21 protein-coding genes are annotated in these 23,676 nt (G+C 66.3%); 13 read left to right on the top strand and 8 right to left on the bottom strand.

The annotated features are described in order from the left end of the window. Positions 1–38: 38 nt before the first annotated feature. The 3 genes from G6N47_RS06290 to G6N47_RS06300 all read right to left on the bottom strand — a co-directional run bounded on the left by G6N47_RS06290 (position 39) and on the right by G6N47_RS06300 (position 3,576). Complete coding sequence (locus tag G6N47_RS06290) at positions 39–1,514, bottom strand: long-chain-fatty-acid--CoA ligase (RefSeq protein WP_083131824.1); 1,476 nt, start codon at positions 1,512–1,514, stop codon at positions 39–41. 5 nt (positions 1,515–1,519) lie between these two features. Continuing rightward, positions 1,520–2,338 carry a lysophospholipid acyltransferase family protein gene (locus G6N47_RS06295; RefSeq protein ID WP_083131732.1) on the bottom strand — a complete coding sequence of 273 codons (819 nt, stop codon included), beginning with the start codon at positions 2,336–2,338 and terminating at the stop codon, positions 1,520–1,522. Positions 2,339–2,427: 89 nt separating this feature from the next. Further along, on the bottom strand, positions 2,428–3,576 hold the full coding sequence (locus G6N47_RS06300) for a PucR family transcriptional regulator (protein WP_083131731.1): 1,149 nt from the start codon (positions 3,574–3,576) through the stop codon (positions 2,428–2,430). A gap of 322 nt (positions 3,577–3,898) precedes the next feature. Here G6N47_RS06300 and G6N47_RS06305 point away from each other — a divergent pair, with 322 nt between their 5' ends. Both G6N47_RS06305 and G6N47_RS06310 read left to right on the top strand, forming a co-directional pair. Beyond that, entirely contained in the window at positions 3,899–5,422 is a 1,524-nt protein-coding gene (locus tag G6N47_RS06305; protein ID WP_083131730.1) for a flavin-containing monooxygenase, read from the top strand. Beyond that, complete coding sequence (locus tag G6N47_RS06310; protein ID WP_083131729.1) at positions 5,422–6,693, top strand: PucR family transcriptional regulator; 1,272 nt, start codon at positions 5,422–5,424, stop codon at positions 6,691–6,693. Before G6N47_RS06305 ends, G6N47_RS06310 begins: the two co-directional genes overlap by 1 nt. Before the next feature lie 12 nt (positions 6,694–6,705). On the opposite strand, the gene G6N47_RS06315 is transcribed toward G6N47_RS06310, so the two are convergent. Then, entirely contained in the window at positions 6,706–7,125 is a 420-nt protein-coding gene (locus tag G6N47_RS06315) for a hypothetical protein (RefSeq protein WP_083131728.1), read from the bottom strand. Between the two features lie 128 nt (positions 7,126–7,253). After that, positions 7,254–8,900 carry an acetolactate synthase large subunit gene (locus G6N47_RS06320; protein ID WP_083131727.1) on the bottom strand — a complete coding sequence of 549 codons (1,647 nt, stop codon included), beginning with the start codon at positions 8,898–8,900 and terminating at the stop codon, positions 7,254–7,256. Positions 8,901–8,965: 65 nt separating this feature from the next. Between G6N47_RS06320 and G6N47_RS06325 the strand changes: the two genes are divergently transcribed. The 3 genes from G6N47_RS06325 to G6N47_RS06335 all read left to right on the top strand — a co-directional run bounded on the left by G6N47_RS06325 (position 8,966) and on the right by G6N47_RS06335 (position 11,050). Next, positions 8,966–9,220: a FitA-like ribbon-helix-helix domain-containing protein gene (locus G6N47_RS06325; RefSeq protein WP_083131726.1), complete on the top strand. Its 255-nt coding sequence runs from the start codon at positions 8,966–8,968 to the stop codon at positions 9,218–9,220. Continuing rightward, positions 9,217–9,606 carry a type II toxin-antitoxin system VapC family toxin gene (locus tag G6N47_RS06330; RefSeq protein ID WP_083131725.1) on the top strand — a complete coding sequence of 130 codons (390 nt, stop codon included), beginning with the start codon at positions 9,217–9,219 and terminating at the stop codon, positions 9,604–9,606. The genes G6N47_RS06325 and G6N47_RS06330 overlap by 4 nt, the downstream gene beginning before the upstream one ends. A gap of 70 nt (positions 9,607–9,676) precedes the next feature. Further along, positions 9,677–11,050 carry an NADP-dependent succinic semialdehyde dehydrogenase gene (locus G6N47_RS06335; RefSeq protein WP_083131823.1) on the top strand — a complete coding sequence of 458 codons (1,374 nt, stop codon included), beginning with the start codon at positions 9,677–9,679 and terminating at the stop codon, positions 11,048–11,050. A 48-nt stretch (positions 11,051–11,098) separates the two neighbouring features. On the opposite strand, the gene G6N47_RS06340 is transcribed toward G6N47_RS06335, so the two are convergent. Together G6N47_RS06340 and G6N47_RS06345 are read right to left on the bottom strand one after the other, a co-directional pair. Then, positions 11,099–12,040: a R2-like ligand-binding oxidase gene (locus G6N47_RS06340; RefSeq protein WP_083131724.1), complete on the bottom strand. Its 942-nt coding sequence runs from the start codon at positions 12,038–12,040 to the stop codon at positions 11,099–11,101. Further along, on the bottom strand, positions 12,037–12,714 hold the full coding sequence (locus tag G6N47_RS06345) for a TetR/AcrR family transcriptional regulator (protein WP_083131723.1): 678 nt from the start codon (positions 12,712–12,714) through the stop codon (positions 12,037–12,039). The genes G6N47_RS06340 and G6N47_RS06345 overlap by 4 nt, the downstream gene beginning before the upstream one ends. Before the next feature lie 78 nt (positions 12,715–12,792). Between G6N47_RS06345 and G6N47_RS06350 the strand changes: the two genes are divergently transcribed. The 6 genes from G6N47_RS06350 (at position 12,793) to G6N47_RS06375 (ending at position 19,478) form a co-directional block, all read left to right on the top strand. Continuing rightward, complete coding sequence (locus G6N47_RS06350) at positions 12,793–13,554, top strand: class I SAM-dependent methyltransferase (RefSeq protein ID WP_083131722.1); 762 nt, start codon at positions 12,793–12,795, stop codon at positions 13,552–13,554. Next, the gene (locus G6N47_RS06355; protein WP_083131721.1) at positions 13,551–14,615 is read left to right on the top strand and encodes a Gfo/Idh/MocA family protein; all 1,065 of its coding nucleotides are present in this window, start codon (positions 13,551–13,553) and stop codon (positions 14,613–14,615) included. Before G6N47_RS06350 ends, G6N47_RS06355 begins: the two co-directional genes overlap by 4 nt. Then, complete coding sequence (locus tag G6N47_RS06360; protein ID WP_083131720.1) at positions 14,612–15,565, top strand: Gfo/Idh/MocA family protein; 954 nt, start codon at positions 14,612–14,614, stop codon at positions 15,563–15,565. The genes G6N47_RS06355 and G6N47_RS06360 overlap by 4 nt, the downstream gene beginning before the upstream one ends. Positions 15,566–15,631: 66 nt before the next feature. Then, a complete protein-coding gene (locus tag G6N47_RS06365) occupies positions 15,632–16,876 on the top strand; it encodes an HNH endonuclease signature motif containing protein (RefSeq protein ID WP_163659566.1) in 1,245 nt (414 codons plus the stop codon). Positions 16,877–17,050: 174 nt separating this feature from the next. After that, positions 17,051–18,031, top strand: a complete 981-nt coding sequence (locus G6N47_RS06370) for a phosphotriesterase family protein (RefSeq protein WP_083133123.1) — start codon at positions 17,051–17,053, stop codon at positions 18,029–18,031. After that, positions 18,024–19,478 (top strand): AMP-binding protein, encoded by a 1,455-nt coding sequence (locus G6N47_RS06375; protein ID WP_083133124.1) that lies wholly within the window; start codon positions 18,024–18,026, stop codon positions 19,476–19,478. The genes G6N47_RS06370 and G6N47_RS06375 overlap by 8 nt, the downstream gene beginning before the upstream one ends. On the opposite strand, the gene G6N47_RS06380 is transcribed toward G6N47_RS06375, so the two are convergent. Beyond that, complete coding sequence (locus G6N47_RS06380) at positions 19,444–20,598, bottom strand: acyltransferase family protein (protein ID WP_083133125.1); 1,155 nt, start codon at positions 20,596–20,598, stop codon at positions 19,444–19,446. The two genes, G6N47_RS06375 and G6N47_RS06380, sit on opposite strands and share 35 nt — an antisense overlap. 124 nt (positions 20,599–20,722) lie before the next feature. On the opposite strand from G6N47_RS06380, the gene G6N47_RS06385 reads away from it, so the two are divergent. Both G6N47_RS06385 and G6N47_RS06390 read left to right on the top strand, forming a co-directional pair. Next, the gene (locus tag G6N47_RS06385; RefSeq protein ID WP_163659568.1) at positions 20,723–21,970 is read left to right on the top strand and encodes a DUF3068 domain-containing protein; all 1,248 of its coding nucleotides are present in this window, start codon (positions 20,723–20,725) and stop codon (positions 21,968–21,970) included. Between the two features lie 26 nt (positions 21,971–21,996). After that, on the top strand, positions 21,997–23,676 hold the full coding sequence (locus G6N47_RS06390; protein ID WP_083133243.1) for a hypothetical protein: 1,680 nt from the start codon (positions 21,997–21,999) through the stop codon (positions 23,674–23,676).

Genomic DNA, 23,676 nt, shown 5'->3' on the forward strand with positions numbered 1-23,676 from the left:
TGGTTGCAACCAAAAATCCCGTAGCACAACGGGTTTCATCACGCTTCCACCGGGATAGCGATGTCGCGCTTGAGGATTTTGCCGGTGGGCCCCTTGGGCAACTCGTCGACGAACCAGATACGCCGCGGGTACTTGTAGCCGGCCACCCGATCCTTGAGGTAGTCGCGGATCGCCGCCGCGTCCGCCTCGGCACCGGGCTTCAAAGCGACCGCAGCGCCGACTTCTTCGCCGAGCATCTCGTCGGGGATACCGACGACCGCCGCCTCACGCACGTCGGGATGCTCGTAGAGGACTTCCTCGATCTCGCGCGGATAGACGTTGTAGCCCCCGCGGATGATCATGTCCTTGGAGCGGTCGACGATGAAGTAGTAACCGTCGTCGTCGACACGGGCCAGGTCCCCGGTATGGAACCAGCCGTCGGCGTCGATCGCCGCGGCCGTCGCGTCGGGCCGGTTCCAGTAGCCCTTCATCACGTTGTGGCCGCGGATGGCGATCTCGCCGACCCCGTCGTCGCGGACGTCGACCAGCTTCATCTCGACGCCGGCGACCGGGGTGCCGATCGAGCCCGGTTTGCGCTCGGCGCCGGGATGGTTGAACGACGCCACCGGCGAGGTCTCGCTAAGACCGTAGCCCTCGAGCACCAGGCAGTCGAAGGTCTCTTCGAAGCCGCGCATCACCTCGACCGGCATTGCCGCACCGCCAGAGATACACAGCCGCAGCGACGACGTGTCCGGGCGCGTATCGCTGTGCAGCATCGCGGCGAACATCGTCGGGACACCTTCGAATACGGTCACGCCGTCGCGCTCGATGATCTTCAGCGCCTTGGCCGGATCGAACCGGGGGATCAACGTCAGGCAGGCGCCGGCGGCGACGGCGGCATTCAGCCCGGCGGTTTGGCCGAACGCGTGAAACAGCGGCAGGGCACCAAGGATCACGTCGTCGGCCGCCAGGTCCACCATCTCGACCACGGTCGCGACGTTGCGGCGCAGGTTGGCGTGGGTCAGCTCGGCGCCCTTCGGCGTGCCGGTGGTACCCGACGTGTAGAGGATCACCGCGGTGTCGTCGTCCTCGCGCGCAACGGGTTCGGCGACGGGTGCGGCGGCGCAGATCAGCTCCTCGAACTCCCCCGGGCTCACCACGATGCACTCGGCGCCGGCGGCCGCCGCCCCGGCCTGCGCGGCGGGCGCGAACTCGTGCCACGCGATGATCGCCTTGGCCTGCGAATCCGACAGGTAGAACGTGGTCTCGCGGTCCTTCAGCAGAACATTCATCGGCACCACCACGCCGCCCGCCCGCAGTACGCCGTAATAGGCGACCGCGAAATAGGGAACGTTGGGCAGCATGACGCCGACCCGATCCCCCGGCCGCAATCCGTGCGCTACCAGCAGGCCGGCCAGGCAGGCGCTCGCCGCATCCAGCCCGGTGTAGGGAATTTCGACTTCGTCGAGACGCAGCGCAATGCGCTCCGGGTGGCGGCGGGCGGTCTCGACCAGGTTGAAGGCCAGGCTGCTCATCGCGATCACCCCAGCACCGGGAAGCTGCGGCGTTTGGCCAGCCGGTCCATGCCGTCCTGGATCGCGCCTTCGACCTCGTCGTAGACCTTGTCGACGTAGTCGCGGTCGTCGGCGCGGGCCGGGTCGGTGTCGACCCGGATCGGGTCGAGGAACTCGGTGCGGATCTTGGCGGGCAGCGGCACGTGTGCGGGCAGTATTTCGACGGCCAACGGGAACGGGAAGCCGGCGATGATTGGCATCGTCGCGCCGCGCAGCCGCTTACCCAGCCCGGTCCAGCGGGCCAGAAACCTGCCCTCGGAGAGCACGAAAACGGTGTCGTGACCACCGACCGTCGCAACCGGGACGATCGGCACGCCCGAGCGAATGGCCTGACGCACAAACCCCTTGCGGCCGAACAGCATTGCCTTGTCGCGGTGGCGCCAGTGCCGCATCGAGTCCTGCTCGCCACCCGGCCAGACGACGACGTCGTGGCCGGCGGCCAGGGCGTCGGTGACCCCCTGGCGAGAGGCGGGAATGACGCCAACCGCCCGGAAGTAGTCGCCAAGCCCCGGTGTGGCCATCAACAGGTCATGGGCAGTGCCGTGCAAGATCCGGCGGCCCTCGAAATGACGATGCCAGGAGTGCACCAGCGTCCACGCGTCCATCGTCAACGACCCTCCGGAGTGGATGCCGATCAGCAGCGACGGCTCGTCCGGGATCCGGTGCCAGCCGTCGATCTCCAGCCGAAAGTAGTGGTCGCACAAGAAATTAAAGACCGGGTTCTGTACGTAGCGCATGAACGTCTCGTTGGGCCCGCGGAGCGACGGCGCTTTGGGTGTGGTCATCTGTTTCTCCTCGCGTTCAGGGTCCGTCCAGCGCCGAGGCGGTGGCTACGGAGCGATGTCCGATATTTCGGGTCTCGTCTTGGGGGCCGCTACAACCGCATGGCCGAGAGTTCGAGGGCCCACCACACCTCGAAGAGAACCTGTGTTTCACGCAGGCTGGCCCCGGTCAGCTCTTCGAACCGTGCCAGCCGGTAGCGCACGGTGTTCTGGTGCACGAACAACCGTGTCGCCGCCCGCTCCACGTGCAGTCCGCACGCCAGGTATGCCCGCAACGTCGCCATCAGCTCACACGCCGACCCGCCCGCCGCAAGGGGTTCGAGATACCGCTGGCGCAACCAGTCGCCGACGTCGGCATCCATGGCGACCGCCGCACGAAGACCGAGCGACGCAATGTCGTGCGCGCCGCGAAGACCGCAGGCCTGCATGGTCATGAGCGCACGGGCGGCCAGCCGGTACGACTCGGCCAGCCGGTCCAGCGGGCGCGGCGGACCATAGCCGACGACGCCTTCGACGCTTGCCGGTGGCGGCTCGGTCAACAAGCCGGCGACATCGCCGTCGACGAGGGCACACATGCCCCGCGGGCGCTGCAGCGGGTCATGAAAACCAAGCGCCCGCTCCAGCTCGCGCTGCGGGACACCGTCGGCCAGCCATGCGCGCACCGCAACATATTCGCGGGTCGGGTCGAGACCGTAGGCCTCGGCTTGAATGCGTAGCTCGGCGGCCGGGGCCGTGCCGAACAGGGCGCCGCGGACGAATGCTGCGCCGCGCGTCTCCTCCGAGACCGCCAGTGCGAGTTCGGTTTTGCGGTGCGCCTTGGCCGTGGTGACCATGGCGACGTCGGACCATGCGAGTGTCGACTGGACGAATTCCAGGACTTGGGTGTCGTCGATGCCCAACCGCTGGGCCGTCTCACGCGCGTAGCCGATGGCCACCTCGACACCGATGCGCCAGGCGCGGAGCATGTCGTCGACGGGGATGCCCTGGCGGGCACGCGCCTCGCCTATGGCGGCCAGCTCCGCGAGTTCGCTGTCGCTCACCGCCGCGCGTCCGGCGTGCGCGGAGCGCAAGACCCGCTCGACCTGAAACCCGACTTCCTCGTCGAGCGTCTCGCCGGGCATGGCACGGTACGACGACAGCTCGGCCTGGATAGCCTCGCGCACGCGTCCGGCCAACACTGCCCGGTCGCCGAGCAGTGTGTCGAAGAGGACGTCCCAGGAGACCGCCAGATCGGGCATCATGCAGGGCGCAGGTTGACGAGTGCGTGGTAGCCGTGGATCGCCGCCGGGACCAATGCCGGCCACAGCACGAACATGAGCATCGCGACGATCGTCAGATAAGCCATGGTGCTTCCTTTCTGTGCGTAACTCGAAGCTGTAACCAGACGCTAGGAAGTTTCGCCTTGTGGGACGACGTCCGCGGCGGACCAACTATTGGCCGCTTGTCGTCCGCTGAAGACAACAAAACTGTGGCGACACCCAAACCGCGAAGTACCGACTTCGTTTGCCAACCCAAAGACAGCCGTGCCCCGGCGTGGTCTGATGGGCGCATGAAGGGGGCGTGATGAGCGAGAGTCAGAACGGGCTGTCTAGTACGACCGTCGCGATCATCGGCGCCGGCTTCGGCGGGATTTGCATGGGCATCAAGCTCGGCCGCGCCGGGATTCCCTACACGATCTTTGAGAAGGCATCGGCGGTCGGCGGGGTCTGGCGGGACAACGTCTACCCCGGCGCCGCATGTGACATCCCGTCGCACCTCTACAGTTACTCGTTCGAGCCCAGCCATGACTGGTCGCGCACCTACGGTCAGGCCTCGGAGATTCGCAGCTACATCGAAAGCTGCGCCCGCAAGTACGGGGTGCTCGAGCACGTCCGGTTGGGCACCGAAGTCACCGCCGCCGACTTCCAGAAGAACTCCGGCCGCTGGCGCATCACGCTCGGCGACGGCAGCCAGGTGCAGGCCCGCTTCCTGGTTGCCGCGACCGGTCAGCTGAGCCTGCCGGCCGAGCCGCAGTTCCCCGGGCTCGACAGCTTTCCGGGCAAGATATTCCATTCGGCCCGTTGGGATTACGACTACGAGATGACAGGCAAGCGGGTCGCGGTGATCGGCTCGGGGGCAAGCGCCATCCAGTTCGTGCCGCAGATTGCGCCCAAGGTCGCGCAGTTGTACCTCTTCCAGCGCTCGGCGCCGTATGTACTCCCCAAACCGGACCGGCCGTACACGCCGCTGGAGAAGTACGTGTACCGCCATTTCCCAATTGCGCTCGCCGCCAGCCGCACCCGCAAGTACCTGTACCACGAGGCGCGGGTGATCCCGATGACCAAGGGCCACGGGATGTCACTGATCAAGATGATGTTCAACCGGAATCTGCGCCGCCAAGTCCCCGACCCGAAGTTGCGAGCGACGCTGACGCCCGACTACCCGATCGGCTGCAAACGAATCCTGATCTCCAACGAGTGGTATGCGGCGATCGCCCGTCCCAACGTGAAGGTCATTCCGGCCGGGCTGAGCGAGGTGCGCGGCAGCTCTGTCGTCGGCGCCGATGGCACCGAACGCGACGTCGACGCGATCGTGTTCGGAACCGGGTTCGCCACCAACGACTTCCTCGCGCCCACGTCGATCACCGGCCTCGACGGGCTGGACCTGCGTCGTGAGGCGTGGCGCGACGGTGCCGAGGCGTACTTGGGAATGACCGTCTCCGGTTTCCCGAACATGTTCATTCTCTACGGGCCCAACACGAACCTCGGGCACAACTCGATCATCTACATGCTCGAAAGCCAAACCGACTATGTGCTTTCGGCGATCCGTCACGTCGGCGCCTACGGCAACGGCTGGGTCAACGTCCGCCCCGAGGTGCAAGCGGAATACAACCGGGAGGTGCAAGACCGGCTCGGCGACACGGTATGGGAGGCCGGCTGCACCAGCTGGTATCGCACGGCCGGCGGCAAGAACACCAACAACTGGCCCAGCTACACGATCGAGTACCGGCGCCGTACCAGGTTCTTCGACGCCGGCAACTACGAGGCCTATCCGCCGGTCGAATCTCGGCCGCTGACAAGCGTCGGCGCTGCTGACATCAAGGCGTGATGGCCGACGGCACGGACGACGCGGGAATTGCCCAGGCTGCGACGACGATCATCAGCAGGCTGGAAGACCGGTTGGACGACACCACGCGATCCACGCAGGATTATCTGGTCGCCGAGATCGTGGATCTGCGCGGCGATGCCCAGTTGCTGCAGCTGCTCCGCGACACCGTCTCAAGCAATATCGAGACGTTCTTTTCGACTGTGCGCCACCGAATCCCGATCGAGCGCGTCGAGCCCCCCGCGGCGGCGCTGGAGTATGCCCGACGCCTGGCGCAACGCGAAGTGTCGGCCAACGCGTTGGTGCGCGCCTACCGGCTGGGACATCAGGCGGTGCTGAAGAGGGCGCTGGAGGAAATCCGCGCGTCGGACCTGGATCCGAAACTGAGCCTGGGTGTATACGAGCTCATAGCGTCGATCTCGTTCGACTACATCGACCGGATCTCGCAGCGGGTGGTCGCCGTCTATCAAGATGAGCGGGAACACTGGCTGGAGCAGCGAAATACGCTGCGTACCTTGATGGTTCGCAAGGTGTTGTCGGGAGACGATGTCGATATCGATGCGATGACCACCGCGATTCGCTATCCGCTCAATCAGATCCATCTCGCGCTGGTCCTCTGGTGCGGTGAGTCCGAGCGCGGCGACGAACTGGCGTCGATGGAACGATTCGTCCATAAGCTGGCTGAATCGCTTGGCGCCCGCGACAACGCGCTGTTCATCTCCGTCGACCATGTGACCGGCTGGGCGTGGATACCGCTGCTGGGCAATGCGGCGTCGGAAACCCCGTCGCGGATCCGCGAATTCGCTGGCGCGACGGCCGACGCCCCGTTTGTCGCCGCCGGCAACCCGTTGCCGGGGATCGAGGGCTTCCGCCGCTCACACCAGCAGGCGCTGGATGCTCGCACTGTGGTGACCGCGTCGGACACGCAAGCCTCGGAAGTGATCACGGCCAGCGATCCCGGGCTCGCGGTGGCGGGGCTGGTCGCCGACAACGCCGGAGCGGCCGCGGCCTGGGTCGGGGACGTGCTCGGCCCGCTCGCGTCGCCCACGGAGGGCGACGAACGGCTCCGCGAAACGCTGCGGGTGTTTTTGCGCACCGGGTCGAGCTACAAGGCCGCCGCCGAGGAGCTGCACCTACACGTCAATTCGGTGAAGTACCGGGTGCAGCGGGCGGTCGAACGGCGCGGCCGTCCGATCGGCGACGACCGCCTCGACGTCGAGGTCGCGTTGCTACTGTGCCAGTGGTTCGGCAGTGCCGTGCTGCGCGAGAAGTGATTGCGCAGGCTCTCATCCTCCGGCGACCGCGGCGTCCTTCTTGGCAATCTTGTCCCGGTATATCGGAAACAGCGGATCGGCCAGCGGGACCAGTTTGTTGATGAGCGTCTTCACCGGCCCCGCGCGCGTGATCTTGGCGTGGACCTCACTGTCGATGATCCCGCGGGCCAAGTTGTAGTCACCACGCCAGAACTTGTCCGCGATGTCGCCAGGCATTAGCAACGCGACGTCGGGCTCGATGTCGCTGGGGCCGAAGACGACTTGATAGTCCGGACGAAATGCGACCGTCAGCTCGCAGTCCGGCTCGGTAAGGACGACCCGCAAGACGAGGTCTTGTGCTCGGACCTTCGGGCCGACCTCGGGGTGTTCGCCCGCGTCGCGAAACATTCCGCAGATGTATTCGTCGACCTCGTCGGCGTTCTTGAAAAACATTGTCCCCAACTCCTCCCTGGGGGTAACCGGTATGGGTCAAGTATTTGGCGGCGCCAAGCAGACTGCTATGGAACCGTTGCCAAGATGCGCACCGCGTCCTTGGTGGCCGTTACAAAAGACCCGGATGACTACAGCGTGCTGTCGAGTTGTCCGAGTCGCTCGGTCAGCCGCAGGTTCTCCGAATAGTCCACCGGGCAGGAGATCAGTGACACCCCGTCGTCGTCGAGCGCAGCTTTCAGTGTCGGCAGCAGCTCGTCGGCACTGTTGATCCGATAGCCCTTGGCACCAAAGCTTTCCGCGTAGCTCACCACATCGGGATTGCCGAATTTCACGTAGTAATGGTCACCGAGTTCGAGGTCCATCTTCCACTCGATGAGCCCGTAGCCGCCGTCGTCCCAGATCAGCACCACTAGCGGGATCTTTTCACGAACGGCGGTCTCGATCTCCTGCGAGTTCATCAGGAACGCGCCGTCACCCACGACGGCCAACACCTTTGAATCCGGCCTGGCCAGCTTGACGCCCAGCGCTCCGGGCAATGCAAATGCCATGGTGGACAATCCATTTGAGATCAAACAGGTGTTGCGCTCATATGTCGGGTAGAGGCGCGCCATCCACATCTTGGTGGCACCTGTGTCCACCAGCACCACGTCGTCGCGGCCCAGCGCGGCACGGGTATCGGCGACTATTCGCTGCGGCGCGAGCGGAAACCGCGAATCCTGTTGTCCGCGAGCGAATTCCTCGGCTAGCAGATCACAACCGGGAGCCGCGGCGTCGGTGCTGAAGCGGTGTCCCGCAAGCGCGTCGGTGAGCGCGTCGAGCGAGGCGCTGATGTCACCGATGATGCCGACGGCAACCGGGTAGTGCATGTCGACCTCGGCCGGGAACCGGTGCACGTGGATGATCTGTTTGTCGCCGTTCGGGTTGATCTGGACCGGGTCGAACTCCTGCAGCTCGTAGCCGACCGCGACCACGACGTCGGCGTTGTCGAACCCGAAGTTGACGTAGTCGTGCCGCATGAAGCCCATCGTCCCGATGCTGTTGGGGTGATCGTCGGGCATCACGCCCTTGCCGTGGAAGGTGTTGGCAACGGGAACCGACAGCTCGTCGGAGAACCGGACCAGGGCCGCGGTGGCGTCGTTGCGGGCCGCACCGTGGCCGGCCAGTACCACCGGGCGTTTCGCGGTGCGAAGGATGTCGGCCGCGCGCTGCACCTGTCCCTCGGCCGGCGCCTCGGCGCGGGGAACATTGCGCGGCAACGGCTTCAGGTCGTAGTCGGTCTCGTCGGTATCTATGTCCTCGGGCACCGCGAGATATACGGCCGCCGGGCGTTCGGCCTCTGCCAGCTTGAACGCCTTGCGGAACATCTCGGGGATGGCCCGTGCGGTGGGCACGCCGTCGGCCCAGCGGGTGATCGGCGCGAACATGGAGACCAGGTCGACGTACTGGTGTGACTCCTTGTACTCGCGATCGTGGCCGACCTGGGCGGAGATCGCGACCATCGGCGTGCTGTTGGTGGTGGCGTCGGCGACGCCGAGCTGCATGTTGATCGCGCCGGGCCCGAGCGTGGTGGACACCACCGCGGCGCGGCCGGTCACCCGGCCATACATCTCGGCCATGAATGCCGCCGCCTGCTCGTGGCGGGTGAGCACGTAGCGGATGTCGGAGTCGGCGAGGGCCTGGACGAGGCGGATGTTTTCCTCACCGGGTAGCCCGAAGACCACGCGGACACCCTCGTTTTCCAGGCACTTCACCATCAGCTTGGCGGCGGTACTCACCCTCGCCACGATAGTGGCAGGCGCTGTGTATGCATTTTGTATGTATATACAGCTATCATGCATTCATGAGTTCGTTGGTGCAGATCCGCAACGTTCCCGAGGCGGCCCATCGGGAACTCAAAGCACGCGCTGCCGCGCGCGGCCAGTCGCTGAATGCTTACCTGCTTGACATGATCAACCGGGAGGTCGGCCGGCCCTCGGTCACCGAAGTCCTTGAGCGTGCCGCGCAACGCGCCGAGCGTGCTGCCGGGTCTGCAGTCGAGGTCATTGACGTCGCGCGAGCCGAGCGAGACGAGCAGTTGACTCGCCGTCGCGCGTGATCGTCATCGATAGCGCGGCGCTCGTCGACGCACTCACTGTCGCCGAGGGCACCGAGGAGCTGCGCGACGACCTCGCCGCCGAGGAACTACATGCCCCTACGTTGCTGGACTTCGAGGTGGTCTCGGCCCTGCGCGGGCTAACGCTGGCCGGGCACATCAGTCCGGCGCGGGCACGCGATGCCTTGACCGACTTCGATGCCCTAGCCATTTGGCGGTGGCCAAGCAGCGCAGCCTTTCGGCTACGGGCCTTCGCCCTCCGCGACAACCTCACCGCGTACGACGCCGCATACGTAGTGCTCGCCGAAGCGCTGGAATGCCCGATCCTGACCCGAGACACACGGCTGTCGCGCTCCAGCGGCCACGATGTAGAGATTCGGGTCCGCTGACGGTCGTGGCGACGGCGTCAAAGTGGCACGCTGGAAAACGAACGTTCCGCCAACTCATGAGGATGTCACCGTGTCCATCGCCACCATCAACCCCGCCACCGGAGAGACGGTCAAGACCTTCACCCCGGCGACGGCCGAGGAAATCGACGCCGCGATCGCCCGCGCGCACGACCGGTTCGCCGACTACCGCCGCACCAGTTACGCGCAGCGTGCCGAGTGGACTAACGCGACGGCGGATCTGCTGGAGGCCGAAGCCGACCAGGTCGCGGCGATGATGACGCTGGAAATGGGCAAAACGCTTAAAGCGGCCAAAGCCGAGGTGCTGAAGTGCGCCAAGGGTTTTCGTTACTACGCAGAGAATACCGAGAAGCTGCTCGCCGACGAACCGGCCGACGGTAAAGCGGTGGGCGCCACCAAGGCCTACACCCGCTACCAGCCGCTGGGCGTCGTGCTGGCGGTGATGCCGTGGAACTTCCCGCTGTGGCAGGCGGTCCGGTTCGCCGCGCCGGCGCTGATGGCCGGCAACGTCGGGATCCTCAAGCACGCCTCCAACGTGCCGCAGACCGCGTTGTACCTCTCCGACGTCATCCGTCGCGGCGGATTTCCGGAGGGCTGTTTCCAGACGCTGCTGGTTCCGTCGAGCGCGGTCGAGGACATCCTGCGTGACCCGCGGGTGGCTGCCGCGACCCTGACCGGCAGCGAGCCCGCGGGCCAATCGGTCGGGGCCATCGCCGGCGACGAGATCAAGCCGACCGTGCTCGAGCTCGGCGGCAGCGACCCGTTCATCGTGATGCCGTCGGCTGATCTGGACGCGGCGGTGAGTACCGCGGTCACCGCGCGGGTGCAGAACAACGGGCAGTCCTGCATCGCGGCCAAACGCTTCATCGTGCACACCGACGTCTACGACGAGTTCGTGGAGAAGTTCGTGGAGAAGATGGTCGCTTTACGGGTGGGCGACCCGACCGACCCGGACACCGACGTCGGCCCGCTGGCCACCGAGTCCGGCCGCGCCGACGTCGAGAAGCTGGTCGACGAGGCCACCGCGGCGGGCGCCGTAATCCGTTGCGGCGGAAAACGTGTCGACGGGCCGGGCTGGTTCTACCCGCCGACCGTGATCACCGACATCACCCGCGACATGCCGATCTTCTACGAGGAGGTGTTCGGGCCGGTCGCCTCGGTCTATCGGGTAGCCGACATCGACGAGGCGATCGAGATCGCCAACGCCACCACGTTCGGGCTGGGCTCCAACGCGTGGACCCGCGACGAATCGGAGATCAGCCGTTTCGTCGACGACATCGAAGCCGGGCAGGTGTTCATCAACGGGATGACGGTGTCCTACCCCGAGCTGCCGTTCGGCGGCATCAAGCGCTCCGGGTATGGCCGCGAGCTGTCCGGCCACGGGATCCGGGAGTTCTGCAACGCCAAAACCGTCTGGGTCGGCTAGCGGTTTGGGCGCGATAATTGTCGCTCAGCGACGAAAACCGCGCCCAAGTCACGCGGACGCGGCCAGGACTCGTTGGTCCTCGTCGGCGAAGGTGTCCTCCAGCTGCAGCGGCGAGTAGTCGACGTCGATCTCATCGACGGGCCGGCCGCGGGCGCTGCTGATCGTGCCGAACCGTCGCATGCCCTTGTCGCTGGCGTAGGCCAGGAACTCTTCGGTGGACAGGCCGAACGGGATGTCGGGGGCGTACAGCGCGAAGCCCTCTTCGGTGAGCTTTAGCGCCAGCGGCATCAGCTCGTTCATCCGGGCCTCGAACACCGTCCAGTTGGCGTCGTCGGCGGCGACGTGGCGCCGGCAGGTGAACGTGCCCCACGCCATATGGCGCCGCTCGTCGTCGCCGATGTGGCCGACCAGCGCCTGCATTCCGGGCAGGATGCCGCGTTCGACGCAGATCTTGTGCCAGGCGTAGTAGCCGGTCAGCGCCAACATGCCCTCGACGATGTGGTTGTAGGTCACCGATGCCCGGACTTGAGCCGCCGGTGAGGGATCGGCCGACAGCGCATCGAGTGACTCGGGAAGTTCTTCGTTGAACATTTGCCGATAGGCGGGCAGGTCGTCGAAGTAGCTGTGCAAATCGGCGGTCATCCCGACGGCGTCGAGCCACCGCCGAAAGACCGAGACGTGCTTGGCTTCCTCGAAGGCGAACTGGGTCAGATACATCTCGTCGCCCAACCGACCTTCGGCGCGCATCGCATCCATGAATGGCTGGATGTCCTTGGTGACCGCTTCCTCGCCGGCGATGAACTGGGCGCACAGCCGCGTGGCGTAGTCGCGTTCACGGTCCGAGAGCTTCTCCCAATCCGCGCGGTCGCGGGAGAAGTCGATGTCGGCCGGGTCCCAGAATTTTGCATTGCCGCCGGCAAAGAGCTTGAGCGGCAAGCTATCCCAGTTGAGACCGCCGGCGGCCAGTGAGCCGTATCGTGTCCGTGTCATGGGGTTTGGACCTCCTTTGGGGTGGTGTGTGGCAGCGGGGAGAAGGCTGCCGCCAAGACCGCTATGAGGCGGCGCACCGCCAGCGCCGGCTGCTCCGGCGTGGGCTCGTCGAGCCCGAGGACCGGGTCCATCCCGCGCACGTAGGGTGCCAGCGCCAGATGCGGAAAGATCAGCAACAGCAACGACAGCAACGCGTCGGTGTCTGCATCCGCCCGCAGGTCGCCGCGGGCCTGCGCGTCACGCACCAGCGGCCGCAGCACCTCCAGGTAGTGCCGGTGGATGACGGTTCGCACGCTGACCCGGGCATCGGTGTCGACCTCCAGGCTCGCCGCGGCATGCAGCGAACGTTCCCGCGGATGATCGGCGAAGTAGGCGACCCAGTCGTCGAGCAGGTCGGTGAGAAACTCGAAAAACGGTCTGCTCGGGTCGAGTTCGCGGATGCGGTCCTCCATGTAAGAGCGCACGCGCTGGCTGCCGACGTCGGCGATGAATGCGTACAGGTCACGCTTGTCCGCGAAGTACTGGAACAGGCTGCCCTTGGCGACGCCGGCGCGGCGGGCGATGACGTTGAGGCTGCCGCGGGAAAATCCATGCGCGCCGAATTCCGCCTCGGCGGCTTCTATCACGGCTGCGCGACGAGCCGGGTCTACGCGAGCCCACGTCACCGTCGGCATCGGTGCCTCCTAGCGGTCGATGACCACTGGTCATTCTAGTGTGACGCGGCTCACTCATCAAGGTGCGATGATCGGCGGATGAACCGGGCGTTCGACGAGCTTGTGGCAGAGGCCGATTCGGTATCGGTCGCGGGCTGGGACTTCTCCTGGCTGGAGGGTCGGGCCACGGAAGAGCGGCCGTCGTGGCGATACCAGCGACTGCTACGCGGGCGTCTGGCGGAGGTCTCATCAGCGCTCGACGTCTATACAGGCGGGGGTGAGGTCTTAGCAGGAGCCGCTCCCTTTCCGCCGACGATGGCGGCCGCGGAGCCGTGGCCGCCGAACCTCGCATTGGCCACCCGGCTGTTGCATCCGCTCGGTGCGGTCGTGGTCGCCACGGGTGACGAGCCGCCGCTGCCATTCGCCGACGCGGCGTTCGATCTGATCTGCAGTCGGCATCCGTCGGCCGTGTGGTGGGACGAGATCGCCAGGGTGCTCAAACCAGGCGGCGCGTACTTTGCGCAGCACGTGGGCGTGATTTACCTTCGCGAACTCATTGAGCACTTCGTCGGGCCGCGGCCTCACGAGCGAATTCGCGGGCAATTGGACCCGGATACCGTCCGCGCCGAAGTTGCTGCCGCCGGACTGGAAGTGGTTGACCTGCGACATGAGCAGATCCGGCTCGAGTTCTTCGATGTCGGCGCAGTGATTTATTTCCTGCGCAAGTTGAGTTGGGTCATTCCGGACTTCACAGTCGGTAGGTACCACGACAAGTTATTCAGAATGCACCAACAGATCGAAACCGAAGGAGTCTTCGTCACCTACAGCTCGCGAGTATTGATAGAGGCTCACAAGCCATGAGCCAGCCGGATCCACTACGCAGCGCGCTCATCGGTGCGGGCATGGTCGGCTCCGTGCACGCCCACGCCGTCCGTCGAGCCGGCGGAAAGCTCGTGGCGATCGCTGCCAGCACGCCGGAAAGTAGTCAGCGCTCCGCGCAGCGCCTCGGCGCCGAACGCGCAGCCACCGCAGAAGAAATCCTCAGCGCTGACGACGTCGACGTCGTGCACATCTGCACACCGAACAGTCTGCATCTCAAGCAGGCCACCGCCGCGTTGGCCGCAGGCAAGCATGTCATCTGCGAAAAGCCTTTGGCAACAACAGTTTCCGATGCTGCTGCCCTCGTCGACGCCGCCGACGCCGCCCGCGCCGTTGCGGCCGTGCCATTCATTTACCGTTTTTACCCGATGGTGCGGGAGGCGCGTTGCCGGATCGCCGATGCAGCCGTGTGGCTGATGCACGGCGGCTACGTGCAAGACCACATGTCCAAAGCGAACCCGCAAGGCTGGCGATCTGACCCGACACAAAGCGGTGTTTCGATGACCTTCGCCGACATCGGTTCGCACTGGTGTGACTTGATGGAATTCGTCACCGGTCATCGCCTCCGCGCCGTCGTCGCGACGGAAGCCGGCGGACCGCGAAACAACGGCGCAGTGGTCGCTTTTCGCACCGACCGAGGGGCGATCGGAAGCGTCGTCGTCAGCCAGGCCTCACCGGGCCGAAAAAACCAGCTGTCCTTCTCTTTCGACGGTCGTGACACGGCGGTGCAATTCGACCAGGAACATCCCGACGAGCTCATCGTCGGCGGGCTGCACGCCAACACGGTGCTATCACGCGACGCGGATGCACTCGATCCGCGCAGCGCGCGCTACTCCGTGCTGCCTCCAGGTCATCCCCAGGGCTACCAGGATTGCTTTAACTTGTTTGTTGCCGACGTGTACGAGACCATCCGCACCGGCACCGCGCCCGACGGGCTACCGACGTTCGCAGACGGCTTGCGGGCAGCCAAGATTCACTCCGCAGTGGCCGCCTCGGTGTGCAGCGGCGCCTGGGCGGACGTCGAACCGTCGGATGACCGGTGAACTCTAAGCCGGTGCGGCTCGCCCTCATTGGACTGGGCAACATGGGCATGGAACACTTGGCCATCTTTGCGAGCCTGCACCCGCAGGCACAGATCGCCGCGCTCGCCGACAGCCATGTTCCCTTCGTCGAACGCGCCGCTGCTTCTGTGCCGGCCGCAGCCGTTTTCCACGATCCCGTCGATTGCGTCAACAACGCCGACGTCGACGCGGTTGTGGTGGCGACCGCTGACGACACCCACCACGAGATCGTCGAAGCGTGTATCGCCCGCGGCCTGTACGTGCTCTGTGAGAAGCCACTGACGACGTCGGCCGACCAGTCGTTGCAGTTGGTCAACGCCGAATCGGCCACCGGTCGCCGGCTGGTGCAGGTCGGCTACATGCGTCGCTACGACGCCACCTACCAGGAGATCCACCGCACGCTGCAGTCCGGCCGTATCGGGGAACCGGTCCTGATCACTCAGCGCCACCGTAATCCGCTGGCAGTCATCACCTTTGACGAGCAACAACTCATCACAAGCTCTGCGTCCCACGACATCGACGTGTTCCGCTGGCTGTGCGGTGAGGACGTCGACGAGGTTTCCGCCATCGCCCACGCCAGTCGCGACGGATCAACAGTGTTCGTCGTCCTCACACTGACCTCGCAGTCGGGTGTGCTTGGCGCCATGGAACTCGGCCGTGGGCCGGGGCTGGAATACGACATCGGCTGCGACATCGTGGGCAGCTCCGGCGTGCTCACCCTCGCCTCCCCCACACCGAGCGCGTCGGCCGAGGCCTGGATGCAACGTTTCCACCAGGCCTATCGCGTACAAGACGCCGCCTGGTTGGCCGGAGTGTCCGGCGAGCCTTTCACCGGAGCGTCGAGCTACGACGGGTACGCCACCAACGTCGTCATCGATGCCGCCCTGGCCTCCCTGGCCAGTGGACGCCCGCAGCCTGTACGGCAGACGTGAAAGTCGGCGGGCTGGGCCGGGATCGACGACGGCGAACTTGTCGGACCCGGGTGCGATGATGCGGGTATGTCGTTGACCAGTGCTTCGCCTGCTGTGGGGTTGAGGCCTGTCGATCGGCTTGAGGTGTTGTTTGAGGAGTTGGCGGAGTTGGCCGGTCAGCGCAATGCCATTGATGCGCGCCTGGTGCAGATTGCCGCGGAGCTGGATCGTGACGAGCTGTGGGGGATGACCGGTGTGCGCTCGCTGGCGGCGTTGATGGCCTGGAAACTCGGGTTGTCCTCGGGCACGGCGCACACCATCGCGACGGTGGCGCGCCGGTTCGAGGAGTTTCCGCGCTGCGCTCAGGGGATGGCCGAGGGCCGGCTGTCGCTAGATCAGGTCGGCGTGATCGCGGGGCGGGCCGGGCAGGGCTCCGATGAGCATTACGCGGCGTTGGCGGCGGTGGCCACGGTCAGCCAGCTGCGCACCGCGGTCAAGCTCGAACCGCGACCCGAGCCCGAGGGGCGGCCTGAGCCGCAGCCCTCGATCACCAAGGGCGGCGATGAGCAGTTCGCCTGGTGGCGGATCAAACTCGCCCACGACGACGCGGCCAAATTCGAGGCGGCGCTGGCCTCGCACCGCGATGCGCTGATCACCGAGTGGAAGGCCGATCGCCCCGACGGGCGGGTCTTCGAGCAGGCGCCGCCGCTGCCGGGCACCCTGGAGGCGTTCATGCGGCTGGTCGAAACCAGTTGGGACACCGAGGTGGCCCGCCGCCCACACGGCCAGCACACCACGGTGGTGGCCCACCTCGACGTTAAAGAGCGCGTCGCCGCGCTGCATCTGGGCCCGCTGCTATCCGAGGCCGAGCGCCAATACCTGGGCTGTGACGCCACCTGTGAGGTGTGGTTCGAACGTGCCGGGCAGCCGATCGGCGCCGGGCGCACCACCCGGGTGATCAACCGGCGGCTGCGCCGCGCCCTCGAGCACCGCGACCGTTGCTGTGTGGTGCCCGGCTGTGGGGCCACCCGCGGCCTGCACGCCCACCACATCCGCCACTGGGAAGACGGCGGCCCCACCGAGCTGTCCAACCTGGTGTTGGTCTGCCCGTACCACCACCGGCTGCACCACAAAGGCGACATCACCATCACCGGAACCGCCGACAATCTGATCGTCACCGACAGCGACGGCCAACGCCTGAGCGCAGCATCACTGGCGCGCCCACCCAAGCATCCCCCACCCGATGTCCCACCCTGGTCCGGGCCCCTCGGCGAACGCGCCGACTGGTGGTGGTACGACCCCTTCCAACCCCAACCACCACCACCCAACTAGGCCGGCTAGCCCAAACGGATTGAAGCATAGAGGAATTCGCTTACCTGGCCTTGATAATCCGCGACCTCACCACGGCCTCATCAAGGCCATGGCGGCCGGACATTGATGCCCGGATGACGCCTCGCCAATGCAATCTCGCCGATTTCAAGCCGCGAGAGTCCTACCATCGGCCCCATGTCGCAACTGAATACCGCACGCGGACCGATCGATACCGCCGACCTCGGCGTCACGCTGATGCACGAGCACGTGTTCATCATGACGACCGAGATCATGGAGAACTATCCCGAGGATTGGGGCGACGAGGCCCAGCGTGAGGCCGACGCCGTCAAGCGGCTCAACGAACTCAAGGCCGCCGGGGTCGACACCATCGTCGATCTGACCGTCATCGGACTGGGCCGCTACATCCCGCGCATCGCCCGCGTCGCCGCCCAAACCGACCTCAATATCGTCGTCGCGACCGGCTTGTACACCTACAACGACGTGCCGTTCCGGTTCCACTTCCAGGGCCCGGGCACTCAACTCGACGGCCCGGAGATCATGACCGACATGTTCGTCCGCGACATCGAAGAGGGCATCGCCGACACCGGTATCAAGGCGGCGATCCTCAAGTGCGCCACCGACGAACCCGGCATCACTCCCGGCGTCGAGCGGGTGCTGCGCGCGGTGGCCCAGGCACACAAGCGCACCGGTGTGCCGATTTCCACGCACACCCACGCCGGTCTGCGGCGTGGGCTCGAGCAGCAACGCATCTTCGAAGAAGAAGGCGTCGACCTGTCTCGGGTGGTCATCGGCCACTCCGGCGATTCCACCGACATCGGTTACCTCGAAGAGCTGATCGCCGCCGGGTCTTATCTCGGCATGGACCGGTTCGGCATCGACGTGATCCTGCCCTTCGAGGACCGAGTGAACACGGTGGCGCAGATGTGCGAACGCGGCCACGCCGACCAGATGGTGCTCTCCCACGACGCCAACTGCTACTTCGACGCGCTGCCCGAAGAGCTGATGCCGGTCGTCGCACCCAATTGGCACTACCTGCACATCCACAACGACGTGATCCCGGCATTGAAGGAACGCGGCGTCACCGACGAGCACCTGCACACCATGCTCGTCGACAACCCGCGCAAAATCTTCGAACGACAGGGCGGCTATGAGTGAGGTCCCACCGATCGGCACGCAGATCTCAGCGCTGGCCGCCGAAGCGCCCGACGAACCCGCCATAACCTGCGACGGGCGCACGATCACTCGCGCCGAACTCGACAAGTCGACGAACCGCCTGGCCCGCGCATACAAAGAGCTCGGCGTGGGCGTCGGCGACTACGTGACGATCGTCTTACCGAATTCGATCGAGTGGGTGCAGGCCGCGGTCGCGTGCTGGAAGCTGGGCGCGGTGCCCCAGCCGCTGTCGCCGCGGCTTCCGGATGCCGAATTCGAAGGCATCATCGAGCTACGGCCCAGGGCCTTGATCATCGGCCGCGACCATCCCGAAATCCCCAGTGTGCCAGCAGGATTCACGCCAGAAACCTCCGACGACACGCTGCCCGAAGCGGTGTCGCCGTGCTGGAAGTCGATGGCCTCGGGCGGCAGCACCGGTCGTCCCAAATTGATCGAAGCGGGCGGCGACAGCCGGATACCACCCGAGATCGGCTACCCGTTGGGCGCGCAAGAGGGCGACGTCAACCTGATCTCCGTGCCGCTGACCCACAACACCGGCTTTACCACCACGGTGATCGGCCTGCTGATGCGCCACCACCTGGTGCTGATGCCAAGATTCGATCCGCACGAATTCCTGCGGCTCGTCACCGAACATCGCGTCACGTTTTTGACGACGGTGCCGACCATCATGCAGCGCCTGCTGCCGGTCTATCGGGCCGATCCAGGTGCTTACGACCTGTCATCGATCCGGCGATTCTGGCACCTGGGCGCGCCGTGCCCGCCCGCGATCAAGCAAGCCTGGATCGACCTGCTCGGTCCCGAGAAGATCTGGGAACTGTACGGCGGCACCGAATTACAAGCGCTGACCTTCATCTCCGGCGATCAGTGGCTTACTCATCGCGGCTCCGTGGGCATCGTCGTGGCCGGCGAGATGAAGGTGCTCGACGACGACGGCCGCGAATGCCCACCCGGCGTCGTCGGCGAGATCTACATGCGCCCCAGCCCCGGCACCGCGCCGACCTACCGCTATGTCGGCGTCACCGCCAAGAGCCGCGACGGCTGGGATTCGCTGGGCGATCTGGGCCACTTCGACGAAGACGGGTTTCTCTACCTGTCGGATCGCCGCGTCGACATGTTCACTGTCGGCGGCCGCAACGTCTATCCCGCCGAGATCGAGAGCGCCCTATCGGAACACCCGGATGTGTTGTCCTGCTTGGTGGTTGGCGTACCCGACGATGATCTGGGCCAAGTGCCCTACGCGCTGGTGCAATCGGAGGCACTCGACGAAGAAACGGTCCGCGCGTTTCTGGCCGAACGGATTGCCGCATATAAGGTGCCGCGTACCGTCGAGTTCGTCGACACCGCGCTGCGCGACGACGCCGGCAAGGCACGTCGCTCGGCGGTACGCGAGCAGATCATGGCGCGATTGCGTCCTCTTGGCGCCGGCTGACCGCCTCGCGTCTGCGGATCTCCCAGCGCCGCAACGCTTCCCGGCACGGCGATTCGACCAGCGCGTAGCTCACGGCCGCGATCGCGATTGCGAAAAGCAGCGTCAGCACCAACACCTCCGGCATGTGGCCGCGGAACGAGAACTCACCGATTACCGGGAACACCATGGTCAGCGCCGCCAGGTGCCAGATGAATATGCCGTAGGACCAGCGGCCCAGCGTCACCATCGGCGCGCTGCCCAACAACCGGTGCGGGGTATCCGGCCGGTCTAACACCAGCGGCGCGACCAATGCGGCGGCCACCAGCGACCCCATCGCGGTCTTGACCGCGAACTGGGCGGCGGTGCTGGGCGTCAAGCCGGCCGGGCCCGCCAGCGGCGACGCGGCCACCAGATATGCGCCCACCGCAACGACGGCCATCACCACCCGGCGCCGCGCCAGCCGATGCGGCAACCCGATCGGGCTGTGCACCCACTCCGCGAGCAGCATGCCGGCGGCGAACCAGGAAAAAAACGCTGGCGACCAGTTCAGCGGGTTGAGCCCGGGCGCCGCGTGGAAAGGAATCCAGCCCCAAAACCAACTGGCGACGCCCAGACCGGCGATCACCGGCACGCGGGCACGGACCGGCAGCCGCGCGGCCAGCAGCGCGAGGATCGGCAGCGCCATATAGAAGGTGACCTCGACCGACAGGCTCCACATCTGAGTCAGTCCCGCGGTCAGCGTCAGCGGCACATAGACCTGCGTGAGCGACAGATTCGCCAACCAGACCGTCAGGCTCGCGTGCTCGGCGTCCGGCAGCAAGGTCAGTATCACCACCACGGCCACCACATAGGCCGGCATGATGCGCACCACCCGCGACCGCAGATAGTGGCCTGTCGACGGACCGGGCCCCAGACCGCGCGCCGCGGCGGCGTGCCCCCGCCACAGAAGAAACCCCGACAACGCGAAGAACACCGCAACCGCCAGGTCGAAACGGCCGAACAGCCGGCCGTCGACCCCGCTGGAATGCCCGGTTTGAAACGCGACGTGGGTGACGACGACGCCGACGGCCGCACATGCCCGCATGCCTTCTACGGCGGGCAGGAAGCTGCGCACCCCACCGATCTGCTGGCCATCGCTCATGCGAGACAGTGTGCCCGCGATGCAACGCGGGACTAAGCCGGCACCTTAAATTTTGCTGTTAGGGTCAAACGAGTTTTGGCTTTGCTCCGAGGTCGGCCGGTCTTGGACCAGAAGGAGGACGCGGGTGAACCGAGCAGTCATGTTGCGGATCGCCGCATGCGGAATCATGGGGCTTGGGGCCGCTCTGCTGATCGCCGCGCTGCTGCTCTGGACGTACACCGCCAGCAGGATCACCAAGATTCCGCTCAACCTGGACACCACGCTGATCAGCGACGGCAGCGGAACCGCCCTGGATCCCGCGTCGTTGTCCGGCGACCACTTCGTCATCGACAAGAATGTCCCGCTGGTTTCCCAGCAACAGATCAGCGTCGAGTCGCCCGCCAACGCCGACGTGGTCACCTTCCAGGTGGGTACCTCGGTTCGCCGCACCGACAAGCAGAAGGACACCGGCCTGCTGCTGGCTTTGGTCGACACCGTCACCCTCAACCGGAAGACGGCCATGGCGGTCTCCGACGAGACCCATCCCGGTGGCGCCGTGCAAAAGCCGCGCACCATCAACGACGACAACCCGCCGACGAACATCGCGCTGCCGCATGACGGGCTGTCCTACCGGTTTCCGTTCCACACCGAAAAACAGACGTACTCATACTTCGACCCGATTGCACAGAAGGCGTTCGACGCCAACTACACCGGCGAAGAAGACGTCAACGGCCTGACCACTTACAAGTTCACCCAGAACGTCGGTTACGACGCAGACGGAAAGTTGGCCGACCCGGTGAAGTACCCGTCGCTGTACGCCAACGACGAGGACAGCAAGGCCACGGCGACGGCCGCGATGTGGGACGTCCCCAGCGACAACCCCGACGAGAAGATCACCATGACCCGCTATTACGCGGCGCAGAAGACCTTCTGGGTGGACCCCGAGTCGGGCACGATCGTCAAGGAAGAAGAGCACGCCAACCACTACTTCGCCCGTGACGCGCTCAAGCCCGAGGTGGCGCTGGCCGACTACAAGGTCACCACCACCGAGGAGACCATCGAAGCGCAGGTCAACGCGGCCCGCAACGAGCGCGATCGCATAGCGCTGTGGTCGCGGGTACTGCCGATCACCTTCACCGCGGCCGGCTTGATTGCCCTGATCGGCGGGGTGCTGCTGGGTTCGTTCAGCCTGCGGACCGAGGCGGCGTTGCTCGACCCTGGCCTGGACACCGCCGACCACGGCTTCTTCGGCCGCGGCGGGCCGCCCTCCGAGCCGGTACCCGGGGCCGAGGCCGAGACGGAGAAGCTGCCCACACCGCCCGCGGACCTGCACCGAGATACTCCGCCGCCGCCGACGACGCCACCCGAATCCGGTCCGCCAGACCGGACCTGACCTTGACCGGGATCGGCCGCTGGATTCTGCGGTGGTCCCGTCCCGGTTACGCGCTGGCCCTGGCGCTACTGGTGGCCGGACCATTGCTGAGACCGGGTTATCTACTGCTGCGCGACGCGGTGTCCACGCCGCGGTCCTATCTGTCCGATAGTGCTCTTGGTCTGTCCGAATCGGCGCCGCGCGCAACGCCGCAGGATTTCGCGGTGGCACTCGCCTCGCACGGCGTCGACGGCGGCGTCGTGGTCAAGGCGCTGCTCGTCGCAGGGCTGTGGCTGGCCGGCTGGGGTGCGGCCCGGCTGGCGGCGACGGTGCTGCCCGACGCCGGAGCGAGCGGCCAGTTCGTGGCGATCACGCTGGCGATCTGGAATCCCTATGTCGGCGAGCGGTTGCTGCAGGGACATTGGAGCCTGCTCGTGGGTTACGGCTGCCTGCCGTGGGTGGCGACGACGATGCTGGCGCTGCGGTCAGCAGGCGGGTGGCCGCGGTTCTTCGGGCTGGCGTTCTGGATCGCGCTGGCCGGTCTGACGCCGACCGGGTTGATGCTGGCCGCGACGCTGGGTTTGGTGTGCGTGCTGACGCCGGGCTGCGGGCATCGGCGTTGGCTGTGCTTTGCGGCGACGCTGGCCGGCGCGGTGGTGGCGGCGTTGCCGTGGCTGACGGCGACGGCACTGGGCTCATCGCTGCCGGCGCAGCAGGGCGCCGCGATTGCCGCGTTCGCAGCGCGCGCCGAGCCGGGCCTGGGCACGCTGGGCAGCCTGGCCAGCCTGGGCGGCATCTGGAACGGTGAGGCGGTACCGCCCACTCGCGCAACGCTTTTCGCGTTAGTCGGGGCAGTGGTGTTGCTGGGTGTGGTGGCTTCCGGACTGCCGGTCGTGGTGCGTCGACCGGCGGCGGTTCCGCTGCTGGCGTTGGCGGCGGTGGCGGTGCTGGTTCCTGCCGCGCTGGCCACCGGCCCGGGCCAGGCCGTGCTGCGGGCCGTCGTCGACGCCGCGCCCGGCCTCGGTGTGCTGCGCGACGGGCAGAAGTGGGTGGCGCTGGCGATGCCCGGTTATGCGCTGGCGGCCGCGGGCTCGGTGCTGACGCTTCGGCGCTGGGTGTACCCGTCGGTGACGGCGCTGATCTGTTGCGCTGCACTGATATTCACGCTGCCCGACCTGGCCTGGGGTGTCTGGGGCAGGGTGCAGCCGGTGCACTATCCGCGGGGCTGGGCCGTCGTCGCGGCGGCAATCAACGACCACCCCGGGACGGTGGCGGTGTTACCGGCCGGCAGCATGCGGCGCTTCTCGTGGTCGGGTCCGACGCCGGCGCTGGACCCGCTGCCCCGCTGGCTGCGCGCCGACGTGCTGACGACCGGCGACCTGACGATTTCCGGGGTGACCGTTGTTGGCGAGGGCACCCGGGCTCGTGGAGTGCAACAGCTGCTCTTGGCCGGAGCAGATCCCGCCGCGCTGAACCGCGCCGGGGTGGCGTGGCTGGTCGTGGAACGGGGAACGCCCGGCGAGATGGGCTCTGCGGCAAGGGTTCTCGGGCGACTACCCGCGCTCTATCGCGGCCCGGACCTCGAGTTGTATCGAGTCGGCGGGGAGAGTGTCGGTGCGCCCGCCAGTCGGCGGTCGACCGTGTTGGTCGCGCATTTCGTGTGGCTTGCGATGCTTGCCGTCGGCGCGATCGGCATAGGGGTGGCCTGCAGGCGTCGTAATCAGTGA

Origin of the sequence: Mycobacterium branderi, from assembly GCF_010728725.1 — a bacterium.
GTDB classification, from domain to species: Bacteria; Actinomycetota; Actinomycetes; order Mycobacteriales; family Mycobacteriaceae; genus Mycobacterium; species Mycobacterium branderi.